General features: G+C 45.8%; 26 protein-coding genes. 23 read left to right on the top strand and 3 right to left on the bottom strand.

Features of this window, described 5'->3' with window-relative positions; all coding sequences use genetic code 11:
- Positions 1–265 precede the first annotated feature (265 nt).
- The 13 genes from pplA (at position 266) to IV64_RS05065 (ending at position 11,484) form a co-directional block, all read left to right on the top strand.
- Positions 266–1,192: an extracellular electron transfer flavoprotein PplA gene (gene pplA, locus IV64_RS05125; RefSeq protein WP_057706075.1), complete on the top strand. Its 927-nt coding sequence runs from the start codon at positions 266–268 to the stop codon at positions 1,190–1,192.
- 271 nt (positions 1,193–1,463) lie between these two features.
- Entirely contained in the window at positions 1,464–2,576 is a 1,113-nt protein-coding gene (locus IV64_RS05120) for an FAD:protein FMN transferase (RefSeq protein ID WP_057706074.1), read from the top strand.
- Positions 2,577–2,623: 47 nt separating this feature from the next.
- Entirely contained in the window at positions 2,624–3,469 is an 846-nt protein-coding gene (locus tag IV64_RS05115; RefSeq protein WP_057706073.1) for an energy-coupling factor ABC transporter ATP-binding protein, read from the top strand.
- Entirely contained in the window at positions 3,445–4,332 is an 888-nt protein-coding gene (locus IV64_RS05110; protein WP_057706072.1) for an energy-coupling factor ABC transporter ATP-binding protein, read from the top strand. Before IV64_RS05115 ends, IV64_RS05110 begins: the two co-directional genes overlap by 25 nt.
- A complete protein-coding gene (locus IV64_RS05105; protein ID WP_057706071.1) occupies positions 4,322–5,122 on the top strand; it encodes an energy-coupling factor transporter transmembrane component T family protein in 801 nt (266 codons plus the stop codon). The genes IV64_RS05110 and IV64_RS05105 overlap by 11 nt, the downstream gene beginning before the upstream one ends.
- 57 nt (positions 5,123–5,179) lie before the next feature.
- Positions 5,180–5,971 (top strand): tRNA pseudouridine(38-40) synthase TruA, encoded by a 792-nt coding sequence (gene truA, locus IV64_RS05100; protein WP_057706070.1) that lies wholly within the window; start codon positions 5,180–5,182, stop codon positions 5,969–5,971.
- A 232-nt stretch (positions 5,972–6,203) separates the two neighbouring features.
- Positions 6,204–6,647: a 50S ribosomal protein L13 gene (rplM, locus tag IV64_RS05095; RefSeq protein ID WP_057706069.1), complete on the top strand. Its 444-nt coding sequence runs from the start codon at positions 6,204–6,206 to the stop codon at positions 6,645–6,647.
- A gap of 13 nt (positions 6,648–6,660) precedes the next feature.
- The gene (gene rpsI / locus IV64_RS05090; RefSeq protein ID WP_057706068.1) at positions 6,661–7,053 is read left to right on the top strand and encodes a 30S ribosomal protein S9; all 393 of its coding nucleotides are present in this window, start codon (positions 6,661–6,663) and stop codon (positions 7,051–7,053) included.
- Positions 7,054–7,439: 386 nt separating this feature from the next.
- Positions 7,440–8,225: a CAP domain-containing protein gene (locus tag IV64_RS05085; RefSeq protein ID WP_057706067.1), complete on the top strand. Its 786-nt coding sequence runs from the start codon at positions 7,440–7,442 to the stop codon at positions 8,223–8,225.
- Between the two features lie 143 nt (positions 8,226–8,368).
- The gene (locus tag IV64_RS05080; RefSeq protein WP_157061049.1) at positions 8,369–8,761 is read left to right on the top strand and encodes a hypothetical protein; all 393 of its coding nucleotides are present in this window, start codon (positions 8,369–8,371) and stop codon (positions 8,759–8,761) included.
- A gap of 178 nt (positions 8,762–8,939) precedes the next feature.
- Positions 8,940–9,677 carry a metal ABC transporter ATP-binding protein gene (locus IV64_RS05075; protein WP_057706065.1) on the top strand — a complete coding sequence of 246 codons (738 nt, stop codon included), beginning with the start codon at positions 8,940–8,942 and terminating at the stop codon, positions 9,675–9,677.
- A complete protein-coding gene (locus IV64_RS05070; protein WP_057706064.1) occupies positions 9,677–10,552 on the top strand; it encodes a metal ABC transporter permease in 876 nt (291 codons plus the stop codon). Before IV64_RS05075 ends, IV64_RS05070 begins: the two co-directional genes overlap by 1 nt.
- Positions 10,549–11,484, top strand: coding sequence for a metal ABC transporter solute-binding protein, Zn/Mn family (locus tag IV64_RS05065; protein ID WP_057706063.1), 936 nt, complete (start codon positions 10,549–10,551; stop codon positions 11,482–11,484). Before IV64_RS05070 ends, IV64_RS05065 begins: the two co-directional genes overlap by 4 nt.
- Positions 11,485–11,745: 261 nt before the next feature.
- Here the strand turns inward: IV64_RS05065 and IV64_RS05060 are convergent, their stop codons facing one another.
- Positions 11,746–12,615 carry a DegV family protein gene (locus IV64_RS05060; protein ID WP_057706062.1) on the bottom strand — a complete coding sequence of 290 codons (870 nt, stop codon included), beginning with the start codon at positions 12,613–12,615 and terminating at the stop codon, positions 11,746–11,748.
- Positions 12,616–12,897: 282 nt separating this feature from the next.
- Between IV64_RS05060 and IV64_RS05055 the strand changes: the two genes are divergently transcribed.
- The gene (locus tag IV64_RS05055) at positions 12,898–13,740 is read left to right on the top strand and encodes a triphosphoribosyl-dephospho-CoA synthase (protein WP_057706061.1); all 843 of its coding nucleotides are present in this window, start codon (positions 12,898–12,900) and stop codon (positions 13,738–13,740) included.
- Between the two features lie 89 nt (positions 13,741–13,829).
- On the opposite strand, the gene IV64_RS05050 is transcribed toward IV64_RS05055, so the two are convergent.
- Complete coding sequence (locus IV64_RS05050) at positions 13,830–14,141, bottom strand: hypothetical protein (protein WP_057706060.1); 312 nt, start codon at positions 14,139–14,141, stop codon at positions 13,830–13,832.
- A 379-nt stretch (positions 14,142–14,520) separates the two neighbouring features.
- On the opposite strand from IV64_RS05050, the gene IV64_RS05045 reads away from it, so the two are divergent.
- Together IV64_RS05045 and IV64_RS05040 are read left to right on the top strand one after the other, a co-directional pair.
- Positions 14,521–15,447: an L-lactate dehydrogenase gene (locus IV64_RS05045; protein ID WP_057706059.1), complete on the top strand. Its 927-nt coding sequence runs from the start codon at positions 14,521–14,523 to the stop codon at positions 15,445–15,447.
- 31 nt (positions 15,448–15,478) lie between these two features.
- Positions 15,479–16,897, top strand: a complete 1,419-nt coding sequence (locus IV64_RS05040; protein ID WP_057706058.1) for an anion permease — start codon at positions 15,479–15,481, stop codon at positions 16,895–16,897.
- Positions 16,898–16,977: 80 nt separating this feature from the next.
- Here the strand turns inward: IV64_RS05040 and IV64_RS05035 are convergent, their stop codons facing one another.
- A complete protein-coding gene (locus tag IV64_RS05035; protein ID WP_057706057.1) occupies positions 16,978–17,940 on the bottom strand; it encodes a sugar-binding transcriptional regulator in 963 nt (320 codons plus the stop codon).
- A 161-nt stretch (positions 17,941–18,101) separates the two neighbouring features.
- Here IV64_RS05035 and IV64_RS05030 point away from each other — a divergent pair, with 161 nt between their 5' ends.
- The 7 genes from IV64_RS05030 to IV64_RS05000 all read left to right on the top strand — a co-directional run bounded on the left by IV64_RS05030 (position 18,102) and on the right by IV64_RS05000 (position 26,264).
- On the top strand, positions 18,102–19,259 hold the full coding sequence (locus IV64_RS05030) for an NAD(P)-dependent malic enzyme (RefSeq protein ID WP_057706056.1): 1,158 nt from the start codon (positions 18,102–18,104) through the stop codon (positions 19,257–19,259).
- 15 nt (positions 19,260–19,274) lie between these two features.
- The gene (citC, locus tag IV64_RS05025; RefSeq protein WP_057706055.1) at positions 19,275–20,330 is read left to right on the top strand and encodes a [citrate (pro-3S)-lyase] ligase; all 1,056 of its coding nucleotides are present in this window, start codon (positions 19,275–19,277) and stop codon (positions 20,328–20,330) included.
- The gene (gene citD, locus IV64_RS05020) at positions 20,320–20,610 is read left to right on the top strand and encodes a citrate lyase acyl carrier protein (protein WP_057706054.1); all 291 of its coding nucleotides are present in this window, start codon (positions 20,320–20,322) and stop codon (positions 20,608–20,610) included. Before citC ends, citD begins: the two co-directional genes overlap by 11 nt.
- Positions 20,610–21,524 (top strand): citrate (pro-3S)-lyase subunit beta, encoded by a 915-nt coding sequence (citE, locus tag IV64_RS05015; RefSeq protein ID WP_057706053.1) that lies wholly within the window; start codon positions 20,610–20,612, stop codon positions 21,522–21,524. Before citD ends, citE begins: the two co-directional genes overlap by 1 nt.
- The gene (gene citF, locus IV64_RS05010) at positions 21,514–23,052 is read left to right on the top strand and encodes a citrate lyase subunit alpha (protein WP_057706052.1); all 1,539 of its coding nucleotides are present in this window, start codon (positions 21,514–21,516) and stop codon (positions 23,050–23,052) included. The genes citE and citF overlap by 11 nt, the downstream gene beginning before the upstream one ends.
- Before the next feature lie 375 nt (positions 23,053–23,427).
- Positions 23,428–24,810: a class II fumarate hydratase gene (locus tag IV64_RS05005; RefSeq protein ID WP_057706051.1), complete on the top strand. Its 1,383-nt coding sequence runs from the start codon at positions 23,428–23,430 to the stop codon at positions 24,808–24,810.
- A 65-nt stretch (positions 24,811–24,875) separates the two neighbouring features.
- Complete coding sequence (locus tag IV64_RS05000; RefSeq protein ID WP_057706050.1) at positions 24,876–26,264, top strand: flavocytochrome c; 1,389 nt, start codon at positions 24,876–24,878, stop codon at positions 26,262–26,264.
- Positions 26,265–26,280: the final 16 nt, after the last annotated feature.

Genomic DNA, 26,280 nt, shown 5'->3' with positions numbered 1-26,280 from the left:
AATAATAATAGAAAAATAATAATTCCACTAATAATTATAACGATAATGTAAGCGGTTGTCTATGGGTTGACGGTAAGAATGCATAATAAATCACATTGTTTAAGTGCGCCAAAAATTGGTTAAGATGGAAATTGGTAAAACGCTGCCATTACTGCTACCGTTGCGTTAAAATACGATTATATTTATAAAATAGGATTGACTAATTGATTTTTAAACGTTAAGATTAATGTGAATTTTCATACAAAAAGGTTAGGAGTGGGATATTATGAAGTTTAAATCAGTTTCTGCAGTTGCATCAGTTGTCGCAATTTCAGCTTTAGTCTTAGCAGGTTGTGGGAGTAGTTCATCAAGTTCTAGTTCATCATCATCTTCTAAGAAGAGTGCTTCTTCAAGCTCTGCCAAGACAACTAAGGTTGCTAAGTTAACCGCTGGCGGTAAAATGAAAGCGGGTACTTACAAACTCGAAGAACAAAACTATTCTTATGGCTACCGTACTACGATGAGCATCACCGTCAACAGCAAGGGTAAAATCACTAAGTCCAGTTATGATCAAGTGAATAAGAAGGGTAAGTCCAAAGTTGACGATACTTCGTACAACAAACAAATGAAGAAGGGTTCAGGTACGAACCCTAAGGCTTACATTCCTAAGTTGAACAAGTCATTGACTAGCACCGCCGCAACCGGTAATGTTGGCTCAATCGATGTTGTTACGGGTGCAACGGAATCTTCCAAGACTTTCCAAAACTACACGCAACAATTAGTTCAAGCCGCACAAGCTGGTGATACTGCTACCATCAAGATCAACAACGGCAAGAAGATGAAAGACGGCACTTATAACTTAGCTGAAAAGAACTACTCACATGGTTATAAAGTAACGTTTGGCATCACCGTTAAGAATGGTAAGATCACGAAGTCAGACTACAACCAAGTTAACAAGAATGGCAAGTCCAAGACTAATGATGCTTCATACAACAAGCAAATGAAGAAGATTGCTAAGACTGATCCAAAGACTTACCAACCAGCTTTGAACAAGTCATTAGTTAAGAGCAGTGACCCAACTAAGGTTGACGTTGTTACGGGTGCTACTGAATCATCAAACACCTTCGTTTTGTATGCTGAACAACTACAAAACGCCGCTCAAAATGGGAACACTAAGAAGATCACTGTCGACAACTTGATCTTTGCCGAATAACAATTAAGTACGTTTTAGTAAGGAGCCTGAGGCGAAAGCTGAGGGCTTTTTTTGTTAAAAGCGGTCTTGACCAGTTATTGGGGTGAAGCGCCAATAATACTAATCTTCTAATGATAAGTAGTGCTATGGCAACGATTGAACTAGTTTTAGCACTTTCAATCATGTATTAGTTTACACAATGTTTCTGAAAGGGTTTTAAATTCAACACCACCGGTTCATAAAAATTTTGGTATAATTACGATTGAAATTATATATAGGGGAAGTTAACGACATGAAGCTAAGAAAATTAGTTCAGTTAGGTTTAATAGTGGCCATGGTAATTCCTTTGACCGCTTGTGGTGCAAATTCAAACAAGCGTGCGGCTAGCAGTAGTCGACCGAAACCTACTAAGGTGGTTCAAACACCATCCGAAGATACCCAGTTTATGATGGGAACCGTGGTGACCTTGCGGGTTTATAACAAAGGCAAGTCCAAAGTAATCGACGGGGCCTTTAGTTTATTGAAAAAAGAGGCCCGGGCGGTCACGGTCAATCAAAAAGGCTCTGAGATCGATAAGATCAACGCCGCTGCTGGGAAGAATCCGGTCAAGGTTAGCAAGGATATCTACCCGATGCTCAAAGCAGCCTACTACTATAGTAAGAACTCCGATGAATCATTCGACATGGCCATCGGACCCATCACGCAATTGTGGCACATTGGCTTCTCCGATGCGAAGGTCCCAACGCAAAAGGAAATCGATACTAACGTTAAGCTAGTTGACTACAAGAAGGTCAAGTTAAACGACCAAAAGCGGACCGTGTACTTGGAACAAAAAGGGATGCAACTCGACTTAGGCGGAATCGCCAAGGGCTACATGGCTGACCAAGTGAAGACGTATTTCTTGAATCACGGCGTTTCAACCGCCATTATTGACTTGGGTGGGAACATTTACGTTCTCGGTGACAGTCCTAAGGGCACGAAGACGGGGAATTGGACCGTCGGCATTCAAGATCCTAAGGCTTCACGGGGGACCGCAATTGGGTCAGTCCCAGTCAAAAATATGTCCATTGTCACGTCTGGTATTTATGAACGTTACTTAAAGAAACACGGTAAGGTTTACAGTCACTTGATGGATCCTAAGACCGGGGCGCCATACCAAAATAATTTGATGGGGGTTTCGATTATTTCGAAGAAGTCCACGGACGGTGACGGTTTGTCAACGGCCACCTTTGACAAGGGACTTAAAGATGGGATGAAGTATATCAACGGCAAAGCCGACAAGGGTATCGGTGCCATCTTTATTACGAAGGATAAAAAAGTCTACGTTTCAAATAACTTAAAGAAGAAGTTCTCGCTGTTTGGTGATAACGGGTATAAATACGGATCTGCTAGTGATTTGAAATAGTTAGGTATGTTATGATTAGAACCAGCAATTTATGGAAATGAGGGACCATGGTGAGGCCGATTATTGACGTTGAACATTTAAATTACCGCTACCCACAACAGGCCAAAGATCAGCTAACGTTACGCGACGTTTCATTTTCAGTCGATGCTGGTGAATGGGTCGCCATTGTCGGCCACAACGGTTCCGGAAAGTCGACGTTGGCTAAAAACCTTAACGGGCTGCTAGCGCCAGCTTCAGGAAAAATTACGGTGGATGGTGACGTCCTGTCAGAGAAGACCGTTTGGGAGATTCGCAAAAAAATTGGCATGGTTTTCCAAAATCCAGATAACCAGTTCGTTGGTGCTACGGTGGCCGATGACGTGGCGTTTGGTTTGGAAAATCAAGGCGTCGCGCGTGACGAAATGCTTCGCCGCGTGCCAGCCGCACTCAAACTAGTCAACATGCAGGATTTCGCCACCCGTGAACCCGCTCGTTTATCAGGTGGACAAAAGCAACGGGTCGCGTTAGCAGGGATGATTGCGGCCCGTCCTCAGATTTTGATCTTGGACGAAGCCACTTCAATGCTGGATCCGCGGGGACGCGAAGAAGTGTTGGCGACGATTCGCCAAATGAAGGCCACGTCGGATTTAACGGTGCTATCGATCACGCATGATATTGACGAAGCTGCGAGTGCCAACCGCATCTTAGTCGTTAATGATGGTGAAGTAAAAGAAGAAGGAACCCCAGCGGAAATCTTCCGCCACGGGGAAGCCCTCATTAAGATGGGCCTGGACATGCCGTACGCTGAACGCTTAAAAGCAGCGTTGAAGCGCCGCAACGTTCAGGTGCCAGCAACTTATTTAACGGAGAAAGGGATGGCTGACTGGTTATGGCAATTACGTTCAAACAAGTAGATTTTACCTACCAACCGGGCACTCCCTTTGAGACGAAGGCGTTAACCGACATCAACGTCACGATTCCGGACGGGTCGTACACGGCGCTAATTGGACACACCGGGAGTGGCAAGTCCACTCTTTTGCAACACTTAAACGCGCTGTTAAAGCCAACCAGTGGGACCGTTACGATTGGGGAACGGGTCATCACACCCGCAACCAACAACAAGGATTTAAAAAAGCTGCGCCAACACGTCGGCATCGTGTTTCAATTCCCAGAAAGTCAGTTGTTTGAGGAAACGGTTGAAAAAGACATCGCGTTTGGGCCGCAAAACTTCGGCGTCAGTGAAGCTGACGCGTTGAAGACGGCGGCCGAGATGTTGGACTTGGTCGGCTTGAATCAAGACTTACTTAAACGCTCGCCATTTGACCTCTCGGGGGGCCAAATGCGGCGGGTTGCGATTGCCGGGGTACTCGCGATGAAGCCCCAGGTGCTGGTTCTCGATGAACCGACAGCTGGGCTTGATCCGCAGGGCCGTTTAGACATGATGGAAATGTTTGCGCGGTTACGGCATGAACAGCACTTAACGGTCGTTCTCGTCACCCACCAAATGGATGACGTTGCGAACTATGCCGATAATGTCATCGTGATGGACGGGGGCCGCATTGTGAAGACGGGGACCCCGCGGGAAATCTTTAAAGAGCCGCAGTGGCTAGTTGAACACCAACTTGGATTACCAAAGACAACGGCGTTTGCCCAGCAGTTAATCGCGCGCGGTTGGCAGTTTGACCGCATGCCGTTAACGGAAGATGAATTAGCTGAAGATTTAATTGCCCAGCTACCGACAACGGCGTTTGGGGGTGCGACGACCCATGATGAATAAGTTGATCTTTGGGCGCTACATTCCGGGTGATTCAGTGATTCATCACATGGATCCCCGCGCCAAACTATTACTGAGTTTTTACTTTATTGGGATTATTTTTATCGCCAATAATTGGATGACGTACTTGCTATTATTTGCATTTACCTTTTTGGCGATTACCATGTCCGGCGTGAAGTGGTCATTTTTTATTAACGGGGTTAAACCGCTGATTTGGCTAATTCTGTTCACGGTGGTCCTGCAAGTGCTCTTTAGCGCAAGTGGGGGCCCGGTTTACTGGCACTGGGGCATTATCACCATTAGTCGGTTAGGGCTGATCAACGGGGCCTACATTTTCTGCCGGTTCGTGTTGATTATCTTTATGTCGACACTGTTGACGTTAACGACGCCACCGTTGGAACTTTCCGACGCCATTGAATACATTTTAATGCCGCTAAAAGCCGTTCATTTTCCGGTCTACGAAGTCGCGTTGATGTTATCGATCGCACTGCGGTTTGTCCCGACATTGATGGATGAAACGGAAAAGATCATGAATGCGCAGCGAGCGCGGGGCGTTGACTTTGGAGCGGGTAATATCTTCCAACAAATGCGTGCCGTGGTTCCGCTGCTGATTCCACTGTTCGTCAGCTCGTTTAATCGTGCTGAGGACTTGGCAACCGCCATGGAAGCGCGGGGCTATCAGGGCGGTGAAGGCCGCAGTAAGTTCCGGATTCTGAAGTGGCACGCCCGCGATTCGTGGGTAACCGTGATTTTTGCCGCTTTGACGGTGGCACTGATTTTTCTAAGAGCATAAGGTTAAAGTTGGTACGGCCAGTTAGGCGCACCAACTTTTTGAATCATGGAGGATATATTGACAACCAGATATAAAGTAGTTTTGGCCTATGATGGGACCAACTTTGCGGGGTTCCAGCGCCAACCCAATCAGCGGACCGTGGAGCAAGTCTTCAGTAAAGCCGTGAATAAAATGGCCAAGGATCCCGCTGAACCAATCATCGTTTACGGTGCTGGACGGACCGACGCCGGGGTGCACGCCTTTGGGCAGACGATTCACTTCGACTTACCGTATGAGATTCGTGCGGAGGGTGTTCGGCGGGGGCTAAATAGTCTGTTACCAATGGATACTTTAATCAAGTCCGTGGAGATCGTTTCCGCTGATTTTCACGCTCGTTATGACACGGTCGGTAAGCGGTACTGGTACCGAGCGTATCAAAATGAGTTTGTTGATCCGTTCAAACGGCACTATACCGGCCACTTTAAGTTCCAAGCAGACATTGCGCGTATTCAGCAGGCGATTCCTGATCTGGTTGGTCGGCATGATTTCTCGACCTTCGTGGCGTCGGGCTCACAAGCGCATGACCACGTTCGTGAAATCTATTCCGCCAAGGCGTGGGCGTTGCCGGATGAAAATGAAATTCAATTTGAATTTTGTGGTAGCGGCTTTTTATATAACCAGGTTCGCATCATGGTCGCGCTATTGATGGAGATTGGTCAGGGACGGCGCGCCGTTGACTGTATCCCAGGCTTACTGGCTGCAAAGGACCGCGAACAGGCGCGTGGGACGGCCCCGGCTTCCGGGCTATACATGAAGCGGGTCTATTATGACCAAGCTGAGTTGGAACGGGATCTTGAACAAGAAAAGTAAAAAATTAAGCTGTCATTGGAAGACAAGTGGTCTTGAAAGTGGTAGACTGATAGCCTTGTATCTGACGTGTCATTAGTAGCGTCAGGTCTTTAAAAACCGAATTTGTCAACTAATAAAGGATTGACTTCTGAGGCTAAGTTAGGTAAACTGATTGTTGGTATTGTTTGCCCCACGATAAGCCCCGGAAATCTTATTGAGTGTCAAACAAACACAGAAAATGGAGGAACACAACGTGCGTACAACATATATGGCTAAACCAGGTGAAATTGATCGTAAATGGTATGTAGTTGATGCTACGGATGTCCCAATGGGTCGTCTTTCAACTGTCGTTGCATCAATTTTACGTGGTAAGAACAAGCCTGTATTTACACCTAATGTAGATACTGGTGACAACGTGATTATTATTAATGCAAGCAAGGTCGCTTTGACTGGGAAGAAAGCAGAAACGAAGATTTATTATCATCATACTGCTTATGCTGGTGGTTTAAAGGAACGGACTGCCGGTGACTTCTTGGCTAAGGAACCTACTAAATTAATTGAAACTTCAGTTAAGGGTATGCTTCCTCACAACTCTTTGGGTCACAAAATGGGCTTGAAGTTGCATGTTTATGCTGGTGCAGAACATACGCAACAAGCACAAAAACCTGAAGTTTTGGACATTACTAACTTAATCTAAGGAGGAAACTACATTGGCTCAAGTACAATATCGCGGCACAGGCCGTCGTAAAGATTCAGTTGCCCGCGTACGTTTAGTACCAGGTACTGGTAAAATTGTTATGAATGACAAGTCAGTTGATGACTACATTCCATTTGCAGATATTCGTAAGGAATTGTTACAACCATTCGAAGTTACTGAAACCTCAGATCAATATGATGTTTTAGTAAACGTTAATGGTGGTGGCTTCCATGGTCAAGCCGGCGCAACCCGTCATGGGATTGCTCGTGCTTTGCTCGAAGTTGATCCTGATTTCCGTACTCCTTTGAAGCGCGCGGGTCTCTTAACTCGTGATGCTCGTATGAAGGAACGTAAGAAGCCAGGTTTGAAGAAAGCCCGGAAAGCTTCACAATTCTCAAAACGTTAATATTTTTAGAAAAAGCGTTGCATTATCAACATTTTCTGAATCCAAAAAAGAGTGTTCGTCCTTTGGGCGGATGCTTTTTTTGTTGGCAAAAATTCGAATTTTTGGACAAGTAACAGATTGTTACGTGGTTTGATGGACAAGTCAGGCTATTCCATTGGAGGCTTTTAAATAAAAATAGATACTGAAACCTAATTTTTCGTCTCAAAATAAATAAAATTATATTCTTATTGATAATAGACTTATCGTTTGATAAGATTAGCGTCGTTAAGCCGTTTGGAAAAATGAGCTTCAGGGGACTGAATTGACGGCGCATTTTTGCAAACGATTCTTAACGATTACTTAGCTGACGACCGCGTAAGCCGCCAACTTCAATTGGAGGAATTGATATGAAGGCAAGTAAGTTAATTGTATCGACGATGACGGTTTTAAGTATTGCAACCATGGGCGCGGCGACGTTACCAACTGGTGCGGCCACTGCTTTGGCGAAAACTAAGGCTGCTAAGGTCGTTAAAACGACTAAGTATAAGTCGAAGCACAAGGTCCATGTTCGGGGCGGATGGATGTATTCCAGTGCTAAGTTAACCCATAAGAAGCACCATATGACGAAGTATTTGTATACTAAGTTTTACGCGACTAAGAAGGTCCAAGTACGCAAGTCTAACGGTAAGACGGTAACCTTAAAGTATATCAAGTCCAAAAATGGCAAGGTCAAGGGCTACGTAGCTTCGACCTACGTTTGGAACCAGTGGGGCTACGGTAAGTACAGTGTCAAAGCTTATAGAAAGAGCGCACTGGCTGCGGTTAATAAGGACCGGCGTGCTAACGGCCTCAAACCGTTGAAAGAAACGGCTAAGTTGGATAAGGTTGCACAGAAGAATAGTGACCAGATGCTTAAAAAGGGGAAAAAGTTCAAGTTAAACGTCAAGGGTGTGACGCACGCTGGCTGGGTGACCGACGCTTACATTGCGCCTAAGAACAATCCCATCGTCCACTATCAAAATGGCAAACAATGGGGACACGGCATGATCGACGCTTTTATGGGGCGGACCAATCTAAATATCAATTATGGGGCGAAACCTTACTTACTCAGCAAGAACCACACGCAGATCGGGTTTGGCGGAACGCAGCACGGCGAAGCAATCTATGAAGTACTGTTGCTCTCACATAAATAATTAAATAAAGTTTGATTAATCACGAGTAACGTCTCACGGAATGGTAAAACTTCTGAGGGACGTTTTTTAGTATCACCGAGTTAACGGTGACTGGTGTAGAATAAAGAAGGATACTGATGTTATCAGTGAGTGGAGGAATCAATGTGAAAAGATGGTTAACAGATTACTTATTAGGATTGCCAGGATACATACTTAGTCTTTATTTAGTGAGTCCGCTACACGCAACTACTTGGTGGGGACTAATCTTGTACCTATCAGTGAGTTACTGGGTAGCGTACCCGATTTTACTACGGATGCAACCCGCGTTAGGGCTGATTCGGAGTATGAGTACTTATGAGCCGCCGTACGTCAAACAGTTGACGGACCCGGATAAACGCGCACCCCGGGAACCAGTCACGCCGCCAAGTTCCTTAGGCGAAGTTTCCCATGAGGTCGATGGCTTTGGCTGGCTTTCCGTGGGATTAAAGCGGTGGGGACTGTCAATCTTGGCGTTACCATGGATTGGCGTGCTAGCTTTAATGCGTGCTAAGAAGTAATGAGACTAGGTAAGATCGTGCCGGCTGGGGACGGTCTTTTTTTAACCAGTAAAAAATTCATATAAAAATATTATAAAGTTAACGCCGCCTAACAATTATTTGCATAAAAGATAATAATCCGTTATGATGAGTCAAGATACAGAACTACCGACAACCGCGATGAACGGAGGAAACTTTTATGCTAAAAGTACAAAACCTCACCGTGGCATACAGTGACACACCAGTCTTTGCTGATGTAGCCGTTAACTTTAACGCCGGCAAGATTACTGGAATCATTGGCCCCAACGGTGCGGGAAAATCAACACTGATCAAAGCCATGCTTGGCTTGATCAAGTCACAAACTGGAACGGTCAGCTTTAATGGTCATGCGTTAAAACAATTTCAAAAACAAATTGCTTACGTGGAGCAGCGAAAAGATTTAGATCTGACCTTTCCAATTAGCGTTTTTGACGTCGTTTTGACTGGGACCTACGGCAAGCTCGGCCTGTTTCGTCAACCGAGTAAAGCTGACCGGCAGCGGTGCCTAGTAGCATTGAAACAAGTTGATTTGGTGGAATTTGCTAACCGCCAAATTGGCCAACTCTCAGGTGGACAGTTGCAACGGGTCTTCGTGGCCCGAGCCATTTTACAAGATGCGCAACTCATTATATTGGATGAGCCATTTGTTGGAATTGATCTCCAAAGTGAGACGGCCATCATGGCGATTTTGCACCAGTGGCGTGATGAAGGCAAAACCATTATCGTGGTTCACCACGATTTGAATAAAGTTTCACACTACTTTGACGACTTGGTGATTTTAAATCACGGAATCGTTGATTACGGGCCGGTGGACGACGTCTATACGCCCGCCAATATTGAACGAACGTTTAGTGCCGATCTCTCGGCAGTGTTATTTGCTAAGGGGGGTGCGCAATAATGCAATCAGTAATGACTTTTATTAGTGCTTTAGGGAAGTACGATTTCTTACAGAGTGCCCTCATTACCGCCATTATGGTTGGCGTGATGTCCGGGATGATTGGGAGCTTTATTATCTTGCGCGGGATGTCGATGATGGGGGATGCCATCTCACACGCCGTCCTACCCGGTGTCGCCGTCGCCTACATGTTAGGCATCAACGTGATGATTGGGGCGTCAGTCTTCGGTATCTTAGCCGCGGGATTGATAGGATTAGTGGCTAGCAAGAGTAAAATCAAGACCGACACGTCGATTGGGATCGTGTTTAGCGCCTTTTACGCGTTAGGCTTTATCCTGATTTCATTAGCGGAAAGCTCGACTAACCTGCACCATATTTTATTTGGCAATATTTTAGCCGTTAGCGATACCGATATGATGACGACAACGGTCGTATTAGGGTTAGTGATCCTGTTTGTTGTTTTCTTCTATAAGGAACTGTTGATCACGTCGTTTGACCCGACCTTTGCCCAGACATATGGTTTTCGGGTTCAAATCCTGCACTACGCGTTGATGCTAGTGTTAACGCTAGTTACCGTTTCAGCTTTGCAAACGGTTGGAATCATTCTCGTGGTCGCGATGCTAATTACGCCGGCCGCGACTGCCTTTCTGTGGACGGACCGCTTAGGCGTCATGTTAGGATTGGCCGCAACGATTGGGGCGGTGGCGTCAATCGTTGGCCTGTACTTCAGTTATACGTTTAACTGGGCGTCGGGTCCGGCAATCGTGTTAGTGGCCGCCGTACTATTTGGGATTTCCTTTGTGATTTCACCCAAACAGGCCTTGTTGCCAACGCTCTTTAAGGGGAAGGCGCAGTTACGGCGCCGGGTCACCGCATGAAAAAGAATTTAATTGCACTCGTGAGCGTGATCGCAATGATTAGCGGGATGGCCGTCTTCTTGAATCAGCGCCAAAACGTTGAAGCGGAGACGACGACTAGCGAAAAGCTCCGGGTCGTCAGCACGAACTCCATTATTGATGACATGGTCCAAAACGTCGGTGGCAAACACGTCGCAAACTACAGTATTGTCCAACGTGGGACCGATCCGCATGAATACGAACCGCGGCCGACCGACATTGCGGCAACCGCTGAAGCCGACGTGGTCTTCTATAACGGGCTCAACTTAGAAACGGGGGGCAATGGCTGGTTTAAAAAGCTAGTTCAATCCTCAAAAAAAGAGTTTAATCGGGATGTCTTTGCCGTTAGCAAGGGCGTTAAGGTCAAATATTTAACGACTAACGTTAATGAACCCGACCCGCACGCGTGGTTGGATTTAGCCAACGGAATCAAATACGTGGAAAACATTAATCGAACTTTGCAATCAAAGGACCCGCAACACGCGGCGGCGTATCAAAAAAATACGGACCGTTACGTGGCGCAGTTAACCAAACTGCACACGCAGGCCCAAACCAAGTTTAGTCAGATTCCGGCTGAACAGCGTTTGTTAGTGACATCTGAAGGGGCCTTCAAGTACTTTTCCGCAGCCTATGATATTCCCGCTGCTTATATTTGGGAATTGAATACGGAAGCGCAGGGGACGCCGGCGCAGATGCGAGCGGTCTTGAAGAAGGTCAACTGTTCGAAGGTTAAAAGTTTGTTCGTTGAATCCTCAGTTTCACCAAAGTCGATGAATAAGGTTGCTCAGGAGACGAGCTTACCGGTTGCCAGCACGGTCTTTACCGATTCGCTAGCGAATGAGGGCGAACCTGGCGACACTTACTACACCATGATGAAATGGAACCTCGATAAAATTTATGATGGCTTGAAATAGCTAAAACGACTAGTGCTCATTCTGATTCACTCGGAATGAGCACTAGTCGTTTTAAAATCAGTTATTAAATAAAAAAACGACCATCCTCAAGAGGATGATCGCGTGGTCGGCTTCACAGACCTTCTGAACGCTTGCGCGCCGATCCGGAGCTGCCAACCGTGGTTTGGCACCGTGAAACATTATCACACGAATGACTAGCTGGCGTCAACCCTAATCTTTTTGATGCGAGCGGTTGTTTATGTTTGAATGATGCCAGACGGCCTACTCACGTTTGGTTTTTCCAAATGAAAAGACGGCAACGCACCCTAGGCCGGTATGGCTAGAAATGGTGGGGCCAATATTGGACAATAGGATTTCAGCGTTTGGCAACTTTGCCAAAATCTTTTCACGGATGGCCTGGGCCGCGTCGTCTGCATCACTAGTTGCGATAATGATCCGCGGATTGTCCTGATTACGCAGATTCGTGATGGTGTTAGTCACCAGTGTGGTGAGTGACCGCCGGCGTGAACGAACTTTTTGGACGGGCCGTAAATGTCCAAGTGGATCAACATCCATCACGGGTTTAATCTGCAAGAGTGATCCAACCGTGGCGGATGTACGTGAGACCCGACCACCATGGTAAAGATATTTCAAATCATCGACGGTGAACCATTGCTGATAATATAACCGGTTTTCAGTCAACCAATTAGCCAGTTGGTCAATCGGCATCCCCGCATCACGTTTATCGACTGCGTCCAGTAGCATCAAGCCTTCTCCACAGCAAGCGGCTAACGAATCTACAAGGTAAATTTCGGCTTCGGGGAAGTCCTGCATGAGCATGTCTTTAGCTTGCCGAGCATTGTTAAAAGTACCGCTTAACCCGGATGAAAAGCCGAGGTATAAAATCGGCGTGTGGGCTTGCACGTAGGGTTTGAAGAATTCGATAAATTGACCAATGTTGATTTGCGCGGTCGTCGGCATCACGCCGTTGCCGATTTGGCGATAAAAATTAGCCAAATCAAAATGGTGCCCTAAATCGTCAGAAGATTCCTGATTATCAATGGTGACGTTCATAGAAACGAAGTGAACGTTATTGTCTTTGAGCAGTTGATAAGGCAAATCCACGGTTGAGTCTGTTAATAGCTGATACATAATATTCTCCCTTAGTTGTACTTATGACTACATTCTACGCTTATTTGGGCGCGCGTGGGTGATTCAATTAATTTTAGCGTGTGGCATCACTTAGTCTCAGTGATGTAAGCCATTTAAGAGGGAAACTAAGTAGCCGGCATTTCATAAGGATCGTCGTCAGGTCATGGTGGCACTGTTAATTTCGGTATAGAATCGGTAGTATGATAAAGAGACGATTACTGGTTTTGACGTTGGAGTACAGCGGAGATGCCGATGAGTAATGAGTCAGATGGAGGAAAAGTGTTGGAAACTACGGTTATTGTTAATCATGCGCTACGAGCGCTATTATACGAGGTGACGGTTAATCCGAAGCCGGGACTAGTGGACCCATTATCAGCTGGTCCGCATCCGGATATGAACGCCTTCATGTTTATTGATAGTGCACTAAGTTTGGAACCTTATTTTAAGGCCTGTGCATCGGCGGGTGCGACTTATACGGCTGACGATTTAACGGGATTGTTTCAAAAGATTCGGTCAGTCGGTGTTGAGGCGGAGCGGACCATGTTTGCGGCGACCAACGGCGTTAACACGCATAAGGGCGCCGTATTTTCACTGGGAATTTTGGTGACGGCTGCGGCCTATCATGCACAGCAACCGGCGCAAACGCTGACGGCCATTGTGCAAGCAATGCTTAAGGGCCTGACCGCTAATGACTTTAGCGGCTTGGATACGAAGGACCCGGCGACGCTAACTGCCGGCGAACGTGAATACCTGACGTATGGCATCAAGGGGATTCGTGGGGAAGCCGAGGCGGGCTATCCAACCGTGATGACGGTGGCGTTACCGGCATTGCAGCGGAGTCACGGGACGATTAATCAGCGCTTACTGGATACCTTGATGGCAATTGTTCAAGCTACCGTCGACACGAACTTAGTTAAGCGAGCCCGTGATCCGCACGTGGTTGATTGGGTCCACGAACAGGCGCAACGATACTTTGAGCTGGGTGGAAGTCGTACGGAAGCCGGGATGGCCTTTTTGCGGGAGTTGAACCAAATCTTTGTAACCCGGCACTATAGCTTGGGCGGGTCAGCTGATTTGCTGATCTTAACCATTTTTCTAGGATTAGAGATGCAGCTATTAGCCTGATTTGGCAGTAGTGTGTAATAAAAATAAAAACGGACTGTCAAAATTATTTTTGGCAGTCCATTTTTATTTTACAGGTACTGAACGGGGCGTTAGTCTTCGGATTCAAAGGATAGTTCTGTCATAGAAAGTTCAAGATCGTCAAGCACGTCATTTTCGCTTAAAAATCGTGCCCAAGCAGCGGGTGTTTGTTCGCGCGTATGGGGTGCAATTTTGCCATGGATATTGTCAATCACGCTGTCCAGCATTTTTTCAGCTTGACGGGTGATTTCTGCATCGTTATAGCGACGGGCTGGTGCTCGGTCTGCATTTTTACGATTTAGAAAATCAGTTGCTTTGTCCATAAAAATCGTAATGACTTGGGAGTTATCGGCCAAATAGTTTTTTAAAGTTTCATTATCCAAGTTAGTAATCCTTTCTTATGTTGAGTGTATGTCTAATATACCACGGCTAGCGCATTTTAACCGGATGAGGGTGCGGAATTGCGTCGAGCGTTTAGTTTTTTTGGAAGAAAAAGCAGGCTAAATAAGCTGGAAATGAAACCGGTTACGAAATAAGCTTCACAAATCGCTACTTTTTAAATGATTCACAAATAAAATAATTAAAAACACTGTTAAAACAAGCTTTATAGTCATAATTATGTTTAACTTTTTCAAAAAAATAAATTATTTTTAAAAAAATAGAAAAAATGAAAGCATTTGCGTTATAATACTTGTGAGTTAGGTAACTAAGTTACAAACCTCCTAACTAAATAGACATTTTTGATGAAAGAAGGATATTAAAATGGATAAGAAACAACGCAAGGTCGTTATTGTTGGTGATGGTTCGGTTGGCTCATCATTTGCCTTTTCACTTATTCAGAATTGTGCGCTTGACGAACTCGTCATTGTCGATTTGGTTAAAGAGCATGCAGAAGGGGACGTCAAGGATTTGGAAGATGTCGCTGCCTTCACGAATGCCACGAAGATTCACACTGGTGAGTATGCGGACGCCCACGACGCTGATATTGTGATCATTACGGCTGGTGTGCCACGTAAACCGGGCGAGAGTCGTCTAGATTTGATTAACCGCAATACGAAAATTCTAGAATCAATTGTTAAACCGGTCGTTGCTAGTGGGTTCAACGGTTGCTTCATTGTTTCAAGTAATCCGGTTGATATCCTTACTTCCATGACACAACGGTTATCCGGGTTCCCTCGTAACCGGGTCATTGGTACTGGGACTTCATTAGATACGGCGCGGTTACGGGTTGCATTAGCTCAGAAACTAAATGTCCCAACAACTGCGGTTGATGCAGCTGTCCTTGGCGAACATGGTGATAGTTCAATCGTTAACTTTGATGAAATTATGATTAATGATCAGCCACTTGCAGAAGTCACGACGGTCGATGACCAGTTCAAAGCTGAAATCGAGCAAGCTGTTCGTGGCAAGGGTGGCCAGATTATTAAGCAAAAGGGCGCCACGTTCTACGGGGTTGCGGTTAGCTTAATGCAGATTTGCCGCGCTATTTTAAATGATGAAAATGCTGAATTGATTGTTTCCGCTGCACTATCTGGGCAATATGGAATTAATGACTTGTACTTAGGATCACCCGCAATTATTAATCGTAACGGATTACAAAAAGTAATTGAAGCTGATCTATCAGACGATGAACGTGCACGGATGCAACATTTTGCAGCTAAAATGCTCGCAATGTTGAATGCGGCATAGTTACAAGGAAAGATAGTGGGGAGGAACTAAAATGACACTAAATAAGATTAATTATCGTAATTTTATTATACCGCTACTGGTGGGATTGATTATTTGGGTAAGTAGTCCCATTAAGCCAGCCAGCGTCTCACTGAACGCTTGGCATATCTTTGCTATTTTTGTGGCAACGATTATCGGATGTATTACCCGGCCATTACCAATTGCCGGGGTCGCCATTGTTGGGTTGACGTTAACGGTGCTGTTTGGCATCGTCCCAATGAAGACTGCGGTGTCCGGCTTTGGGAGCAGTACGGTATGGATGATTGCAATGGCATACTTCATGTCACGAGGCTTCATCAATACTGGGCTAGGACGACGGGTTGCGCTGGTGTTTGTGCGACTGTTCGGTAAACGGACGTTGGGCTTAGCGTACGCGTTAATTGGAGTTGATTTAGTAACTGCACCGGCCACACCAAGTAACACGGCCCGTGCTGGTGGGATTGTTTATCCGATTATTAAATCCTTAGCCGAAACGTTCCACTCAGATCCTAAAGATGGGACACAAGGAAAAATTGGATCATTCTTAGTATTTGCTGAATTTCACGGTGATTTAATCACTAGTACGATGTTTATGACAGCCATGGCACCAAACTTAGTGGCTGTGACGTTAGCCAAGAGCTTACATATCACCTTATCATGGATGCAATGGTTCTTAGCTGGGGTCGTTCCTGGGATTATTTGTTTATTGGTTGTGCCATATTTAATTTATAAAATGTATCCACCGGAAATTAAAGATACGCCTAATGCTAAGGCATGGGCAGACAGTGAGTTAGATAAGATGGGTAAAATGAGTCTTCCTGAAAAAATCATGGGTGGCGTCTTCTTACTTGCTTTAGTTTTATGGATGCTGTCTAGCTTTATCGGTTTAGATGCTGCGTTAGTTGCCTTCATGGCTGTTTCACTTCTACTAGTTTGTGGGGTCCTTTCAGTTGACGATATTTTGCATGAAACCGGTGCTTGGAACACGTTGGTCTGGTTCTCAATCTTGATTTTCATGGCAAATGAATTGAATTCTTTAGGATTTATTCCATGGCTTTCAGGTGCGATTGGTGGTGCACTGAAGGGCTTTAGTTGGGGCATTGTTTTGGCCGCATTGGCATTGTTCTACTTCTACAGTCATTATCTATTCGCTAGTGGGACCGCCCACGTTTCAGCAATGTACGCCGCGTTACTTGGCGTGGCTGTGTCAGCTGGTGCACCAGCAACCTTCTCTGCTTTGATGCTTGGCTTTGTCGGATCAATCTTCGCATCAACCACGCATTATGCGAACGGTCCAGCGAGCGTGCTATTTGGCTCAGGCTATGTGAGTCAAGGCAAATGGTGGCAATTAAACTTCGTCTTAGGACTATTCTACCTAGTTGTTTGGGGCGGTGTTGGTGCCCTTTGGATGAAAGTAATTGGAATTTGGTAGTGTGATTTAGGCGAATTAAAAACAGGTGCCAAGCTGCCATAACTGGTCAGTGTCGGTACCTGTTTTAGAAAAAGCACTTATTAAGGTTTAAATGGTAGAACTTGATCCTCTTGGAGGACCCGGTTAGCAACCGCCTCATCGATGATGATGTCGGTTAATAGGTGACCGCGGATGGCGCCCAGCAACGCTTTGCTCTTAAATTTACTTTTAACAATGGCAAAGCGCCGCGGCACCTTCAAAATCGTTGCGAGTTTGGCTCCAAATAACTTATCGTGATGTTCGTTGAGAATGTGACCATTGATGTCATATGGCCGACCATACAACATGCCGACAACGTCTTCGGGGTTCGCACCACCTAAGATTTGCTGACGATTTTGTTTCCAGATTGGAATCGAATCAATTGAAGCCAGCGTGCCGATTCCTGCGAATAGCATATCCATACGGTCAAAATTGCTAATGGCGGGGGTAATGGCAGGTTCCTGTGCTAGTGCTTGGTGCGCTTGATCGTTGAACAAGTACAAAGGTGCCGGGATGGTAACGTATTTGGCCCCAAACTTGGCGGCGGCCTTTTGAACTAATGGGGTGGAACCGTTGGCTGCATTAGTTTTAAGGTTATCCCCCATAAATTGCGTGAAGAGCAGGTCATTACGAGTGCTCGTTTGGAAATTATCGATGACGCTCAATACGGTGCCACCCCAAGCAACTCCGATAATTTGACTCTGCAAGATTTGGTGTTGAATTTCTTCAGCGCCAAATTCAATGACGTGGCGTTCGTCATCGCTAGTCGTATCCGCATCTTTAATAATGTAGATGTGATCAATTGAAAATCGATCTTTAAATTTAGTTTCTAGTTCACCATTGCGTTCAATGGGTGTGTTGATGTTGATTTTAACTAAACCGGTAGCCATGGCTTCGTCTAAATATTTAGAAATTAAGTAACGACTGACCTGGTATTTCTTGGAAATTTCAGCAATGTTGATTTTAGATAAGTAGTAATCATGTGCAATCCCAATCAGCAGCCGGCGATGATTCATGTCATCCATATCAGTAACCTCTTCGTTTAAATATTAAGTTCATTATACCAGAAAACTAGTTTTTGAAAAATTTTAAAAATTAGGTCTAAATTTGATATTTTTTAAAATCAGTCGTAGACTTAGATTAATGCAATGAACGGTATTTTAATGAGAAGAGAAGGCATGCCAATATGGTTGAACAAGATGAAATTTTAAAGTTACACGCGGCGCACACCGGGGTTTTAGATATCCATTCGGATTTACAAGTTACTGACAAGACGGAATTAGGAAAGGCGTATACGCCAGGCGTTGCGGTTATTTCCAAGTTAATTGCGGCTCACCCAGAGTTAAAAGCCAAATATACAATGAGCGGTAAGTTAGTGGCCTTAATCACTGATGGTTCTGCGGTCTTGGGTCTCGGTAACATTGGTCCCGCTGGTGGTCTGCCAGTCGTTGAAGGCAAAGCCTTACTCTACAAAAACTTAGCCGGAATTAATGCCATTCCATTGGCATTAAACCAGGTTAGTGTTCCTAAGATGGTTGAAACGATTAAGAATATGTCGTTATCGTTTGCGGGGATTCACTTGGAAGACATTACGGCACCAAAATGTTTTGAGTTGGAAGCCGCTTTAAAGGCTGAACTAGACATTCCGGTTTACCACGATGATCAAGAAGGAACGGCGATCGTTGTTTTAGCCGGTTTGATCAATGCTGCACGGGTGGTCGGAAAAACGTTGCAACAAATGCGCATCGTCATCAACGGCGTCGGGGCTTCTGGACTGGCGACCGCCCGATTACTAGCAGCGGTGGGCGTTAAAAAATTGACTTTGGTAGACGTTTACGGCGTTGTGACGGCGGATGATCGCCGGTATAACCGTTATCAACGTGATTTGGCTAAGCAGTTACAAACGCCGGCCAGTCTTAAAGGGCAACCGTTAGCCAAAGTAATGGCCGATCAAGATGCGTTTATTGGCTTATCAGACGCTAACGTCTTGTCGGCTGGCGCGGTCCATCTAATGAATCATGACCCAATTATCTTTGCGCTGGCTAATCCGGTGCCAGAAATTGATCCAGCGGTGGCTGAGAAGGCCGGTGCAACGATCATCGCAACTGGTTCTAGTCAGTATCCCAACCAAGTTAATAATATTTTGGCCTTTCCAGGGCTGTTCAAGGGTCTGCTAGATAACGGGGTCAAACAGGTTGATGATGAATTGCAGGTTCAGGTCGCGCAAGCATTAGCGAAGACCGTGACGAATCCAAGTGCGACAGCCATTGTTCCGAGTGTTTTTGACGCCAGCGTTGTCCCAAATGTCACGGCGGCAGTTGCGGCCTATGCACATCAATCATAAGAGGGGTGACCGTTAATGACAGCTCAGGTTGTTGAGATGCAGTTGAATAATCCTCACGATCGTACTCAGTGGCAACACTTTTTAACGTCATTAGGCATTACCAATTTTAGTGCGCGGGAAGTTGACCAAATTGATACGACCCTCGGGCTAATTGAAGATGATCAACTGGTCGGTACGGGGTCGATTGCGGGAAACGTCCTTAAATACGTGGGTGTCTGTAATCTGAATAGCCGACCGGGCGCGCGGTTTAATCAAATTGTGAGTGCGTTAGTGAGCCGATTATTTCAAGCTCATATTTTTCATATGATGGTCTTCACAAAGGCCAAGTATTCGTTAAGCTTTCAGCACGTTGGGTTTAAAGAACTGGCTCATTCAGATGAAGCGGCGGTTTTGGAAAACGGTTCACCGGACATTGCTGACTTTGTCCGACAATTGCCGAGTATTACGAATCAGGACGATCAGCGCGTGAGTGCAATCGTGATGAATGCGAATCCGTTTACGTGTGGACACCGTTATTTGGTTGAACAGGCTGCGGCGGTTAGCGATTTGGTTTACGTGTTTGTGGTGGCAACGGATGCTAGCTTGTTCCGGACTGCTGAACGGGTTAAACTCGTCCAGCAGGGGACGGCGGATTTGCCAAATGTGCAAGTCGTCAGTGGTGGCGACTACCTTGTGAGCGCCGCGACTTTTCCGGCTTACTTTCTAGACTCAGCGGCCAGTGCAATTGAAGCACAGACAACGTTGGATGCCCGGATCTTTAAAACGCAGTTAGCACCCGCGTTGCACATTACGACCCGGTTTGTCGGGAGTGAACCGACCTCACGGACAACTGCAATTTATAACCAAGTCTTGCAGCGCGAACTGCCACCCACTGTTAGCGTCCAAGTCGTGCCGCGAACTGAAGTGGCGGATCAGCCAATCTCAGCACGGACGGTTCGACAATGGATTCAAAGTGGCAACTTAACCAAGTTAAATCAACTAGTACCGCCGACAACGGCACAGTTTATAAAAAATAATTTATCAGTGTTACAAAGTCGTATTCAGGAAGGAATGAAAATTAATGGAAATTAAGACATCGGCATTTGCCGGAACGTTGGAATCATCTGATATTCAGATCATGTTAATGGCGGGGGATAACGGCATTCAGATTGATTTGGAATCAGACGTCATTAAACAATTTGGTGCTCAAATCAAACACGTGATTACCACCACGTTGCAGCAATTAAATATTGATAATGTAAAGGTGCGTGCTGTTGATAAAGGGGCTTTAGACTGTGTCATTAAAGCGCGGACAATTGCCGCTGCACAGCGAGCACTCGAAACCACGACACCAGCATGGGAGGTATTATAATGGCTGAAAAAGAAGAACGGTTACGTCGTACAATGATGTTTGTGCCAGGTAATAACCCCGCAATGGTTAAAGACGCGGGGATTTACGGTGCCGATTCCATTATGTTTGACCTGGAAGATGCCGTTTCGATGGCTGAAAAAGATGCTGCTCGTTTACTCGTGTACGAAGCCTTAAAGACCCAGGACTATGGTAATGCTGAACTCGTTGTTCGGGTTAATGGCTTGGATACTAAGTACTACGCGGATGACGTTAAAGCGATGGTTAAGGCGGGAATCGATGTTATTCGGTTGCCAAAAGTTGAATCCGCAGAAATGATGAAGACACTGGTCAAGGATGTGGCTGCTGCTGAAAAAGAATTTGGGATTCCTGTAGGGACGACCCACGTGATGGCCGCAATTGAAAGTGCTAAGGGTGTGTTAAACGCACCAGCCATCGCAGCGTCTTCCGACCGGATGATCGGGGTTGCCTTGTCCGCAGAAGATTATACGACCGATATGAAGACCCATCGTTATCCTGACGGTGCTGAATTAGAGTTTGCCCGTAATATGGTATTGCATGCCGCTCGGGCCGCTGGAATTGCAGCGTTTGATACGGTCTTTACGAATATGTCTGATCCCGAAGGCTTCTACCGCGAGACGCGCCACATTCATCAACTTGGTTTTGATGGCAAATCACTCGTCAACCCACGTCAAATTGCGATGGTCAACTCCGTCTACGAACCAACTAAGGATGAAGTTATCAAGGCGCAAAAGGTGATTGCAGCGATTGAAGAAGCCCGGATTAAGGGTTCTGGTGTCATCTCGATGAACGGACAAATGGTCGACCGGCCCGTTGTTCTACGTGCACAGCGTGTGATGAAGCTAGCCAAAGTTTCCAACCTACTTGATGAGGAGGGCAATTACATTGAAAAATAGTGTAAATCGTGAATTACCAGCGGATTTAATGGAAAAGTTAAATTATCAAGGTTTTGAATCAACCGAAATCGGTCACCCAGAGATTCAACGAGTGGCACCAAAAGTCCACGTTTCAACCGGGGACGATAAGGTCGTTGATTCCGTTGCGGACGTCGTTAAAGCAACGGTTAAAGATGGGATGACGATTTCATTTCACCATCATTTCAGAAATGGTGACTTTGTCTTTAACCAAGTAATGCGGGCGATTATTGATGCGGGCATTAAGAACTTAACGTTAGCACCATCTTCATTAACGGGTGTGATGAACGATATGGTTATTGAAGCCATTAAAGCTGGCACCATTACGAACATCACGAGTTCCGGGATGCGGGGCTCGCTTGGCGACTTCGTTTCACACGGTGGCTTAGCCAACCCAGTGATTTTCCGGTCACATGGTAACCGCGCACGGGCCATTGAACACGGCGATATTAAAATTGACGTCGCCTTTCTAGGGGTACCCAACGCTGACCGGTTAGGGAATGCTAACGGGATGGCTGGTAAGGCGGTCTTTGGTTCATTGGGTTATGCGCTAATGGATGCTCAGTATGCCAATCAGGTCGTGCTATTAACGGATAATTTAGTGGCTTACCCGAATACGCCAGCGTCAATCAAACAAACCCAGGTCGATTACGTGGTAAAAGTTGATCAAGTTGGTGATCCTGACAAGATTGGTTCTGGGGCAACCCGGTTTACCAAAGACCCTAAGGAATTGAAGATTGCGCAGACTGTTAATGATGTCATTGTGAACTCACCATACTTCAAAAATGGCTTTTCATTCCAAACTGGTTCAGGTGGTGCAGCGCTGGCCGTAACGCGTTACTTAAGACAAGCAATGCTCGACAATCAGATTAAGGCGTCATTTGCACTTGGTGGGATTACGAAGCCAACGACGGACTTGTTAGAAGAAGGCTTAGTCGACAAGGTTATGGACGTTCAAGATTTCGATAAGGGCGCGGCGGCATCTATGCATGCTAATCCAAACCAACAAGAAATTGACGCGTCATGGTATGCTGATCCTGATAATAAAGGCGCGATGGTTGATCAATTAGACGTTGCGATTCTGAGTGCTTTGGAAATTGACACGCACTTTAACGTCAACGTTATGTCTGGTTCAGACGGCGTGATTCGGGGCGCCATTGGTGGTCATCAGGACGCTGCGACGGCCAAGTTAACCATTATTTCTGCGCCACTTGTTCGTGGTCGGTTAGCGACGATTGTCCCAGAAGTGACGACCGTGGTAACACCTGGCGACTCAATTGATGTCGTTGTGACGGAATACGGCATTGCCATCAACCCACGTCGTCAAGACCTAGTTAAGGCGCTGAGCAATGTTCCCGGGGTACCGGTCTACACCATTGAAGAATTGCAACAACTTGCTGAAAAGAAAGTCGGCCAACCACAGCCCCTTGAATTTACGGATCGCACGGTTGCCTTGATTGAATACCGCGACGGGACGATTATTGATAGTATCAAAGCGGTTAAAGATTAAGCTTAATCGTGTTTGATTGCTAGAACGTGACATTTAAATAAATACCTAAAACAACGTTGATACTTTTGTGTCAACGTTGTTTTAGGTATCACGAAGTTAGCTGAAAATAGTCTATTTTGACGACTAATTTGAGGTGGGAAAGCAAACGTGATTGATCAGTTCATGTGAATAAATAAACATTTTTATTGAAGCCGGCGGTCAACCGGATTTTGTGGCTTTAATCGCCGTCATAGCAGCCTCATAATTAATACTTATAGCTAAAACTGGTTTTGACTATAGCCATATTGAGGCATTAGAATTAAATCATAAGTTGAATGTTATTTTTTTCACACATTTAGTAAGCGCTTACTACTATATTAATTGGAGGTCATCAACATGACAGAATATCGAGTAGAATCAGATACGTTAGGCGAAGTTAAAATTCCAGCAACCGCACTATGGGGTGCGCAAACTGAACGCAGTCGTCACAATTTCCCGACTGGAACGAAAATGCCACTAGAAATGATTCGGGCACTGCTTCAAATTAAGCGGGCAGCCGCGATTGCGAACAAGGAAGTTGAAGCAATGACTGCTGAAAAGGCTGATTTGATTGTGGCTGCCATTGATAAGCTGTTAGCGTTAGATGACGAAGACTTGCGTAAAGATTTCCCACTGGTTGTTTATCAAACCGGTTCCGGGACGCAAACGAACATGAACGTTAACGAAGTTGTGGCGCACATGGCTGGTAAAATCAATCCAGATATTGAAATCTTGCCAAATGATGATGTGAACCATGGTCAAAGTTCTAACGATATCTTCCCAACGGCAATGAATATTACGGCCGCCGTTGCAGTGGATAATTTAATTGCCGCTGCGGAACACTTATTAGCCGAATTAAAACTCAAGCAAAAGAAGTACTGGCGCGTCGTTAAAATCGGCCGGACCCATCTTCAAGATGCGACCCCACTAACATTCGGTCAAGAGGTTAGTGGCTGGGCTAGTGCCATTGAACATGATATTAACTACTTAAAACAATTGAACCCAACCTTGAGTGAACTTGCCATGGGCGGAACGGCCGTTGGGACTGGATTAAACGCTGCGCCGCACTTTGCTGAAAACATTGCGGCGGCGATGAGCAAACTTTATGGGATCGAATTTACAGCGGATTCCAACAAGTTTTATGGCTTAGCCCATCATTCTGGCTTGAACGTGGTTCACGGTGCCATTAAGACGTTGGCCGCTGATCTGATGAAGATTGCTAACGATGTTCGCTTCTTGGCTAGTGGTCCCCGTGCCGGCTATGATGAATTAAACATTCCTGCTAATGAACCTGGCTCATCAATTATGCCTGGTAAAGTTAACCCAACGCAGGCTGAAGCCATTACGATGGCGGCTGTCCGGGTTATGGGTAACGACGTGGTCGTGGACTTAGCATCAAGTCAAGGTAACTTTGAAATGAACGTTTACAAGACGGTCTTAATTGATGCCTTCTTGCAATCGGCTGAATTATTGACTGGGACCATTACTGGGTTCACAGACCGGATGATTGCCGGGTTGACAGTTAACCAAGATCGGATGGCTGAATTAGTCGACAGTTCATTGATGACCGTTACGGCCCTTTCACCACACATTGGCTACCATGACAGTGCGATGATTGCTCAGGAAGCTGAAAAGGCGGGAACGACTTTACGCGAAGCTGCAATTAAGTCTGGAAAAGTCACAGCGGAACAGTTCGATGAATGGATGGTTCCACTAGACATGACGAATATTGACGATTAAAGTAAAATGGGCTGAATTTTTTCAGCCCATTTCATGATGTGAGATGAAGTGAGAGGGGTAATTTGATGGCTGACAAATTTACGTTTACACCAACAGCATTAACGAATCTAAAAACCAATTATGACGTGGTCATTATTGGATCTGGTGGCGCCGGATTAACGGCTGCCATTCAAGCACATGAATTAGGACTGAAGCCGGTAATTCTAGAAAAGATGCCGAAAATTGGTGGTAATACTAACCGAGCATCCTCTGGTATGAATGCGGCGGAAACCAATGTGCAACTGCATCACCATATCGTTGACAGTTTTGAAGGTTTCTACGATGAAACCCTCAAAGGTGGCGGCGGGATGAACAATCAGGCATTGCTGAAGTTCTTTACAGAACACAGTGCCTTAGCAATTGACTGGTTGGCTGACCACGACATCAAACTGGATGATTTAACCATTACTGGTGGGATGAGTGTTATGCGGACCCACCGGCCAAGTTCGATGGCCCCAATTGGTGGTTTCTTAGTAACCGAATTATTAAAACAAGTTGCGGCGGCAAAATTACCATTATTTACGGACGTTAAAGTTGATAAGCTAATTATGACGGCTGGCAAAATCAGTGGTGTCCAGGCAACGACTCCTGACGGTGCAGTCACGATTACTGCGGGAGCAGTGTTACTAGCAACGGGGGGTTTTGGTGCTAACAAAGCTTTGCTAGGCAAGTATCGTGATGATCTCAAAGGTTATCAAACGACCAATCAACCGGGTGCAACCGGTGATGGGATTCTCCTAGCAGAAGCAGTCGGCGCAAAGGCGGTTGATATGGATCAAGTCCAAGTCCACCCAACTGTTCAGCAGGATACTGACCACGTTTACCTGATCGGTGAAGCCGTTCGGGGTGAAGGCGCAATCTTGGTCAACAAGCAGGGGGCCCGGTTCGTCAATGAATTGGATACACGTAAGAACGTCACGGCCGCAATTGACCAACTTGGTGGCACGGGTGCTTATCTGATTTTTGACCGGGGAATTCGTGACCGGGTTAAAGCGGTTGAATTTTACGATCATGTCGGTTTAGTGAAGACTGGTGCGGACTTAACCACGCTGGCGACTGAAACTGGATTGGATGGGGCCACGCTTGAAAAGACGGTCGCTGACTGGAATCAAGCGGTTGCCAACCATAAAGACACGGCTTTTAACCGGACAACTGGGATGGATCGCGACATTGCAACTGGCCCATTCTATTCAATTCATATTGCACCCGCCGTTCATTATACGATGGGGGGGATTGCAATTAATCCCGCAACCCAAGTGCTCGACAAAACGGATCAACCAATTGCTGGTTTGTTTGCGGCCGGCGAAGTCGTTGGTGGACTTCATGGGAATAACCGGATTGGCGGTAACTCGATTGCTGAAACGGTCATTTTTGGTCGGCAAGCCGGTCAACAAATGTTCAAATATTTACAGTAATTTTTTGAATAAGTAA

Source organism: Lactiplantibacillus xiangfangensis (genome assembly GCF_001438845.1).
GTDB classification, from domain to species: domain Bacteria; phylum Bacillota; class Bacilli; order Lactobacillales; family Lactobacillaceae; genus Lactiplantibacillus; species Lactiplantibacillus xiangfangensis.
Note: the sequence above shows the minus strand (reverse complement) of the source record. Positions and strands in the feature narration are given on the sequence as shown.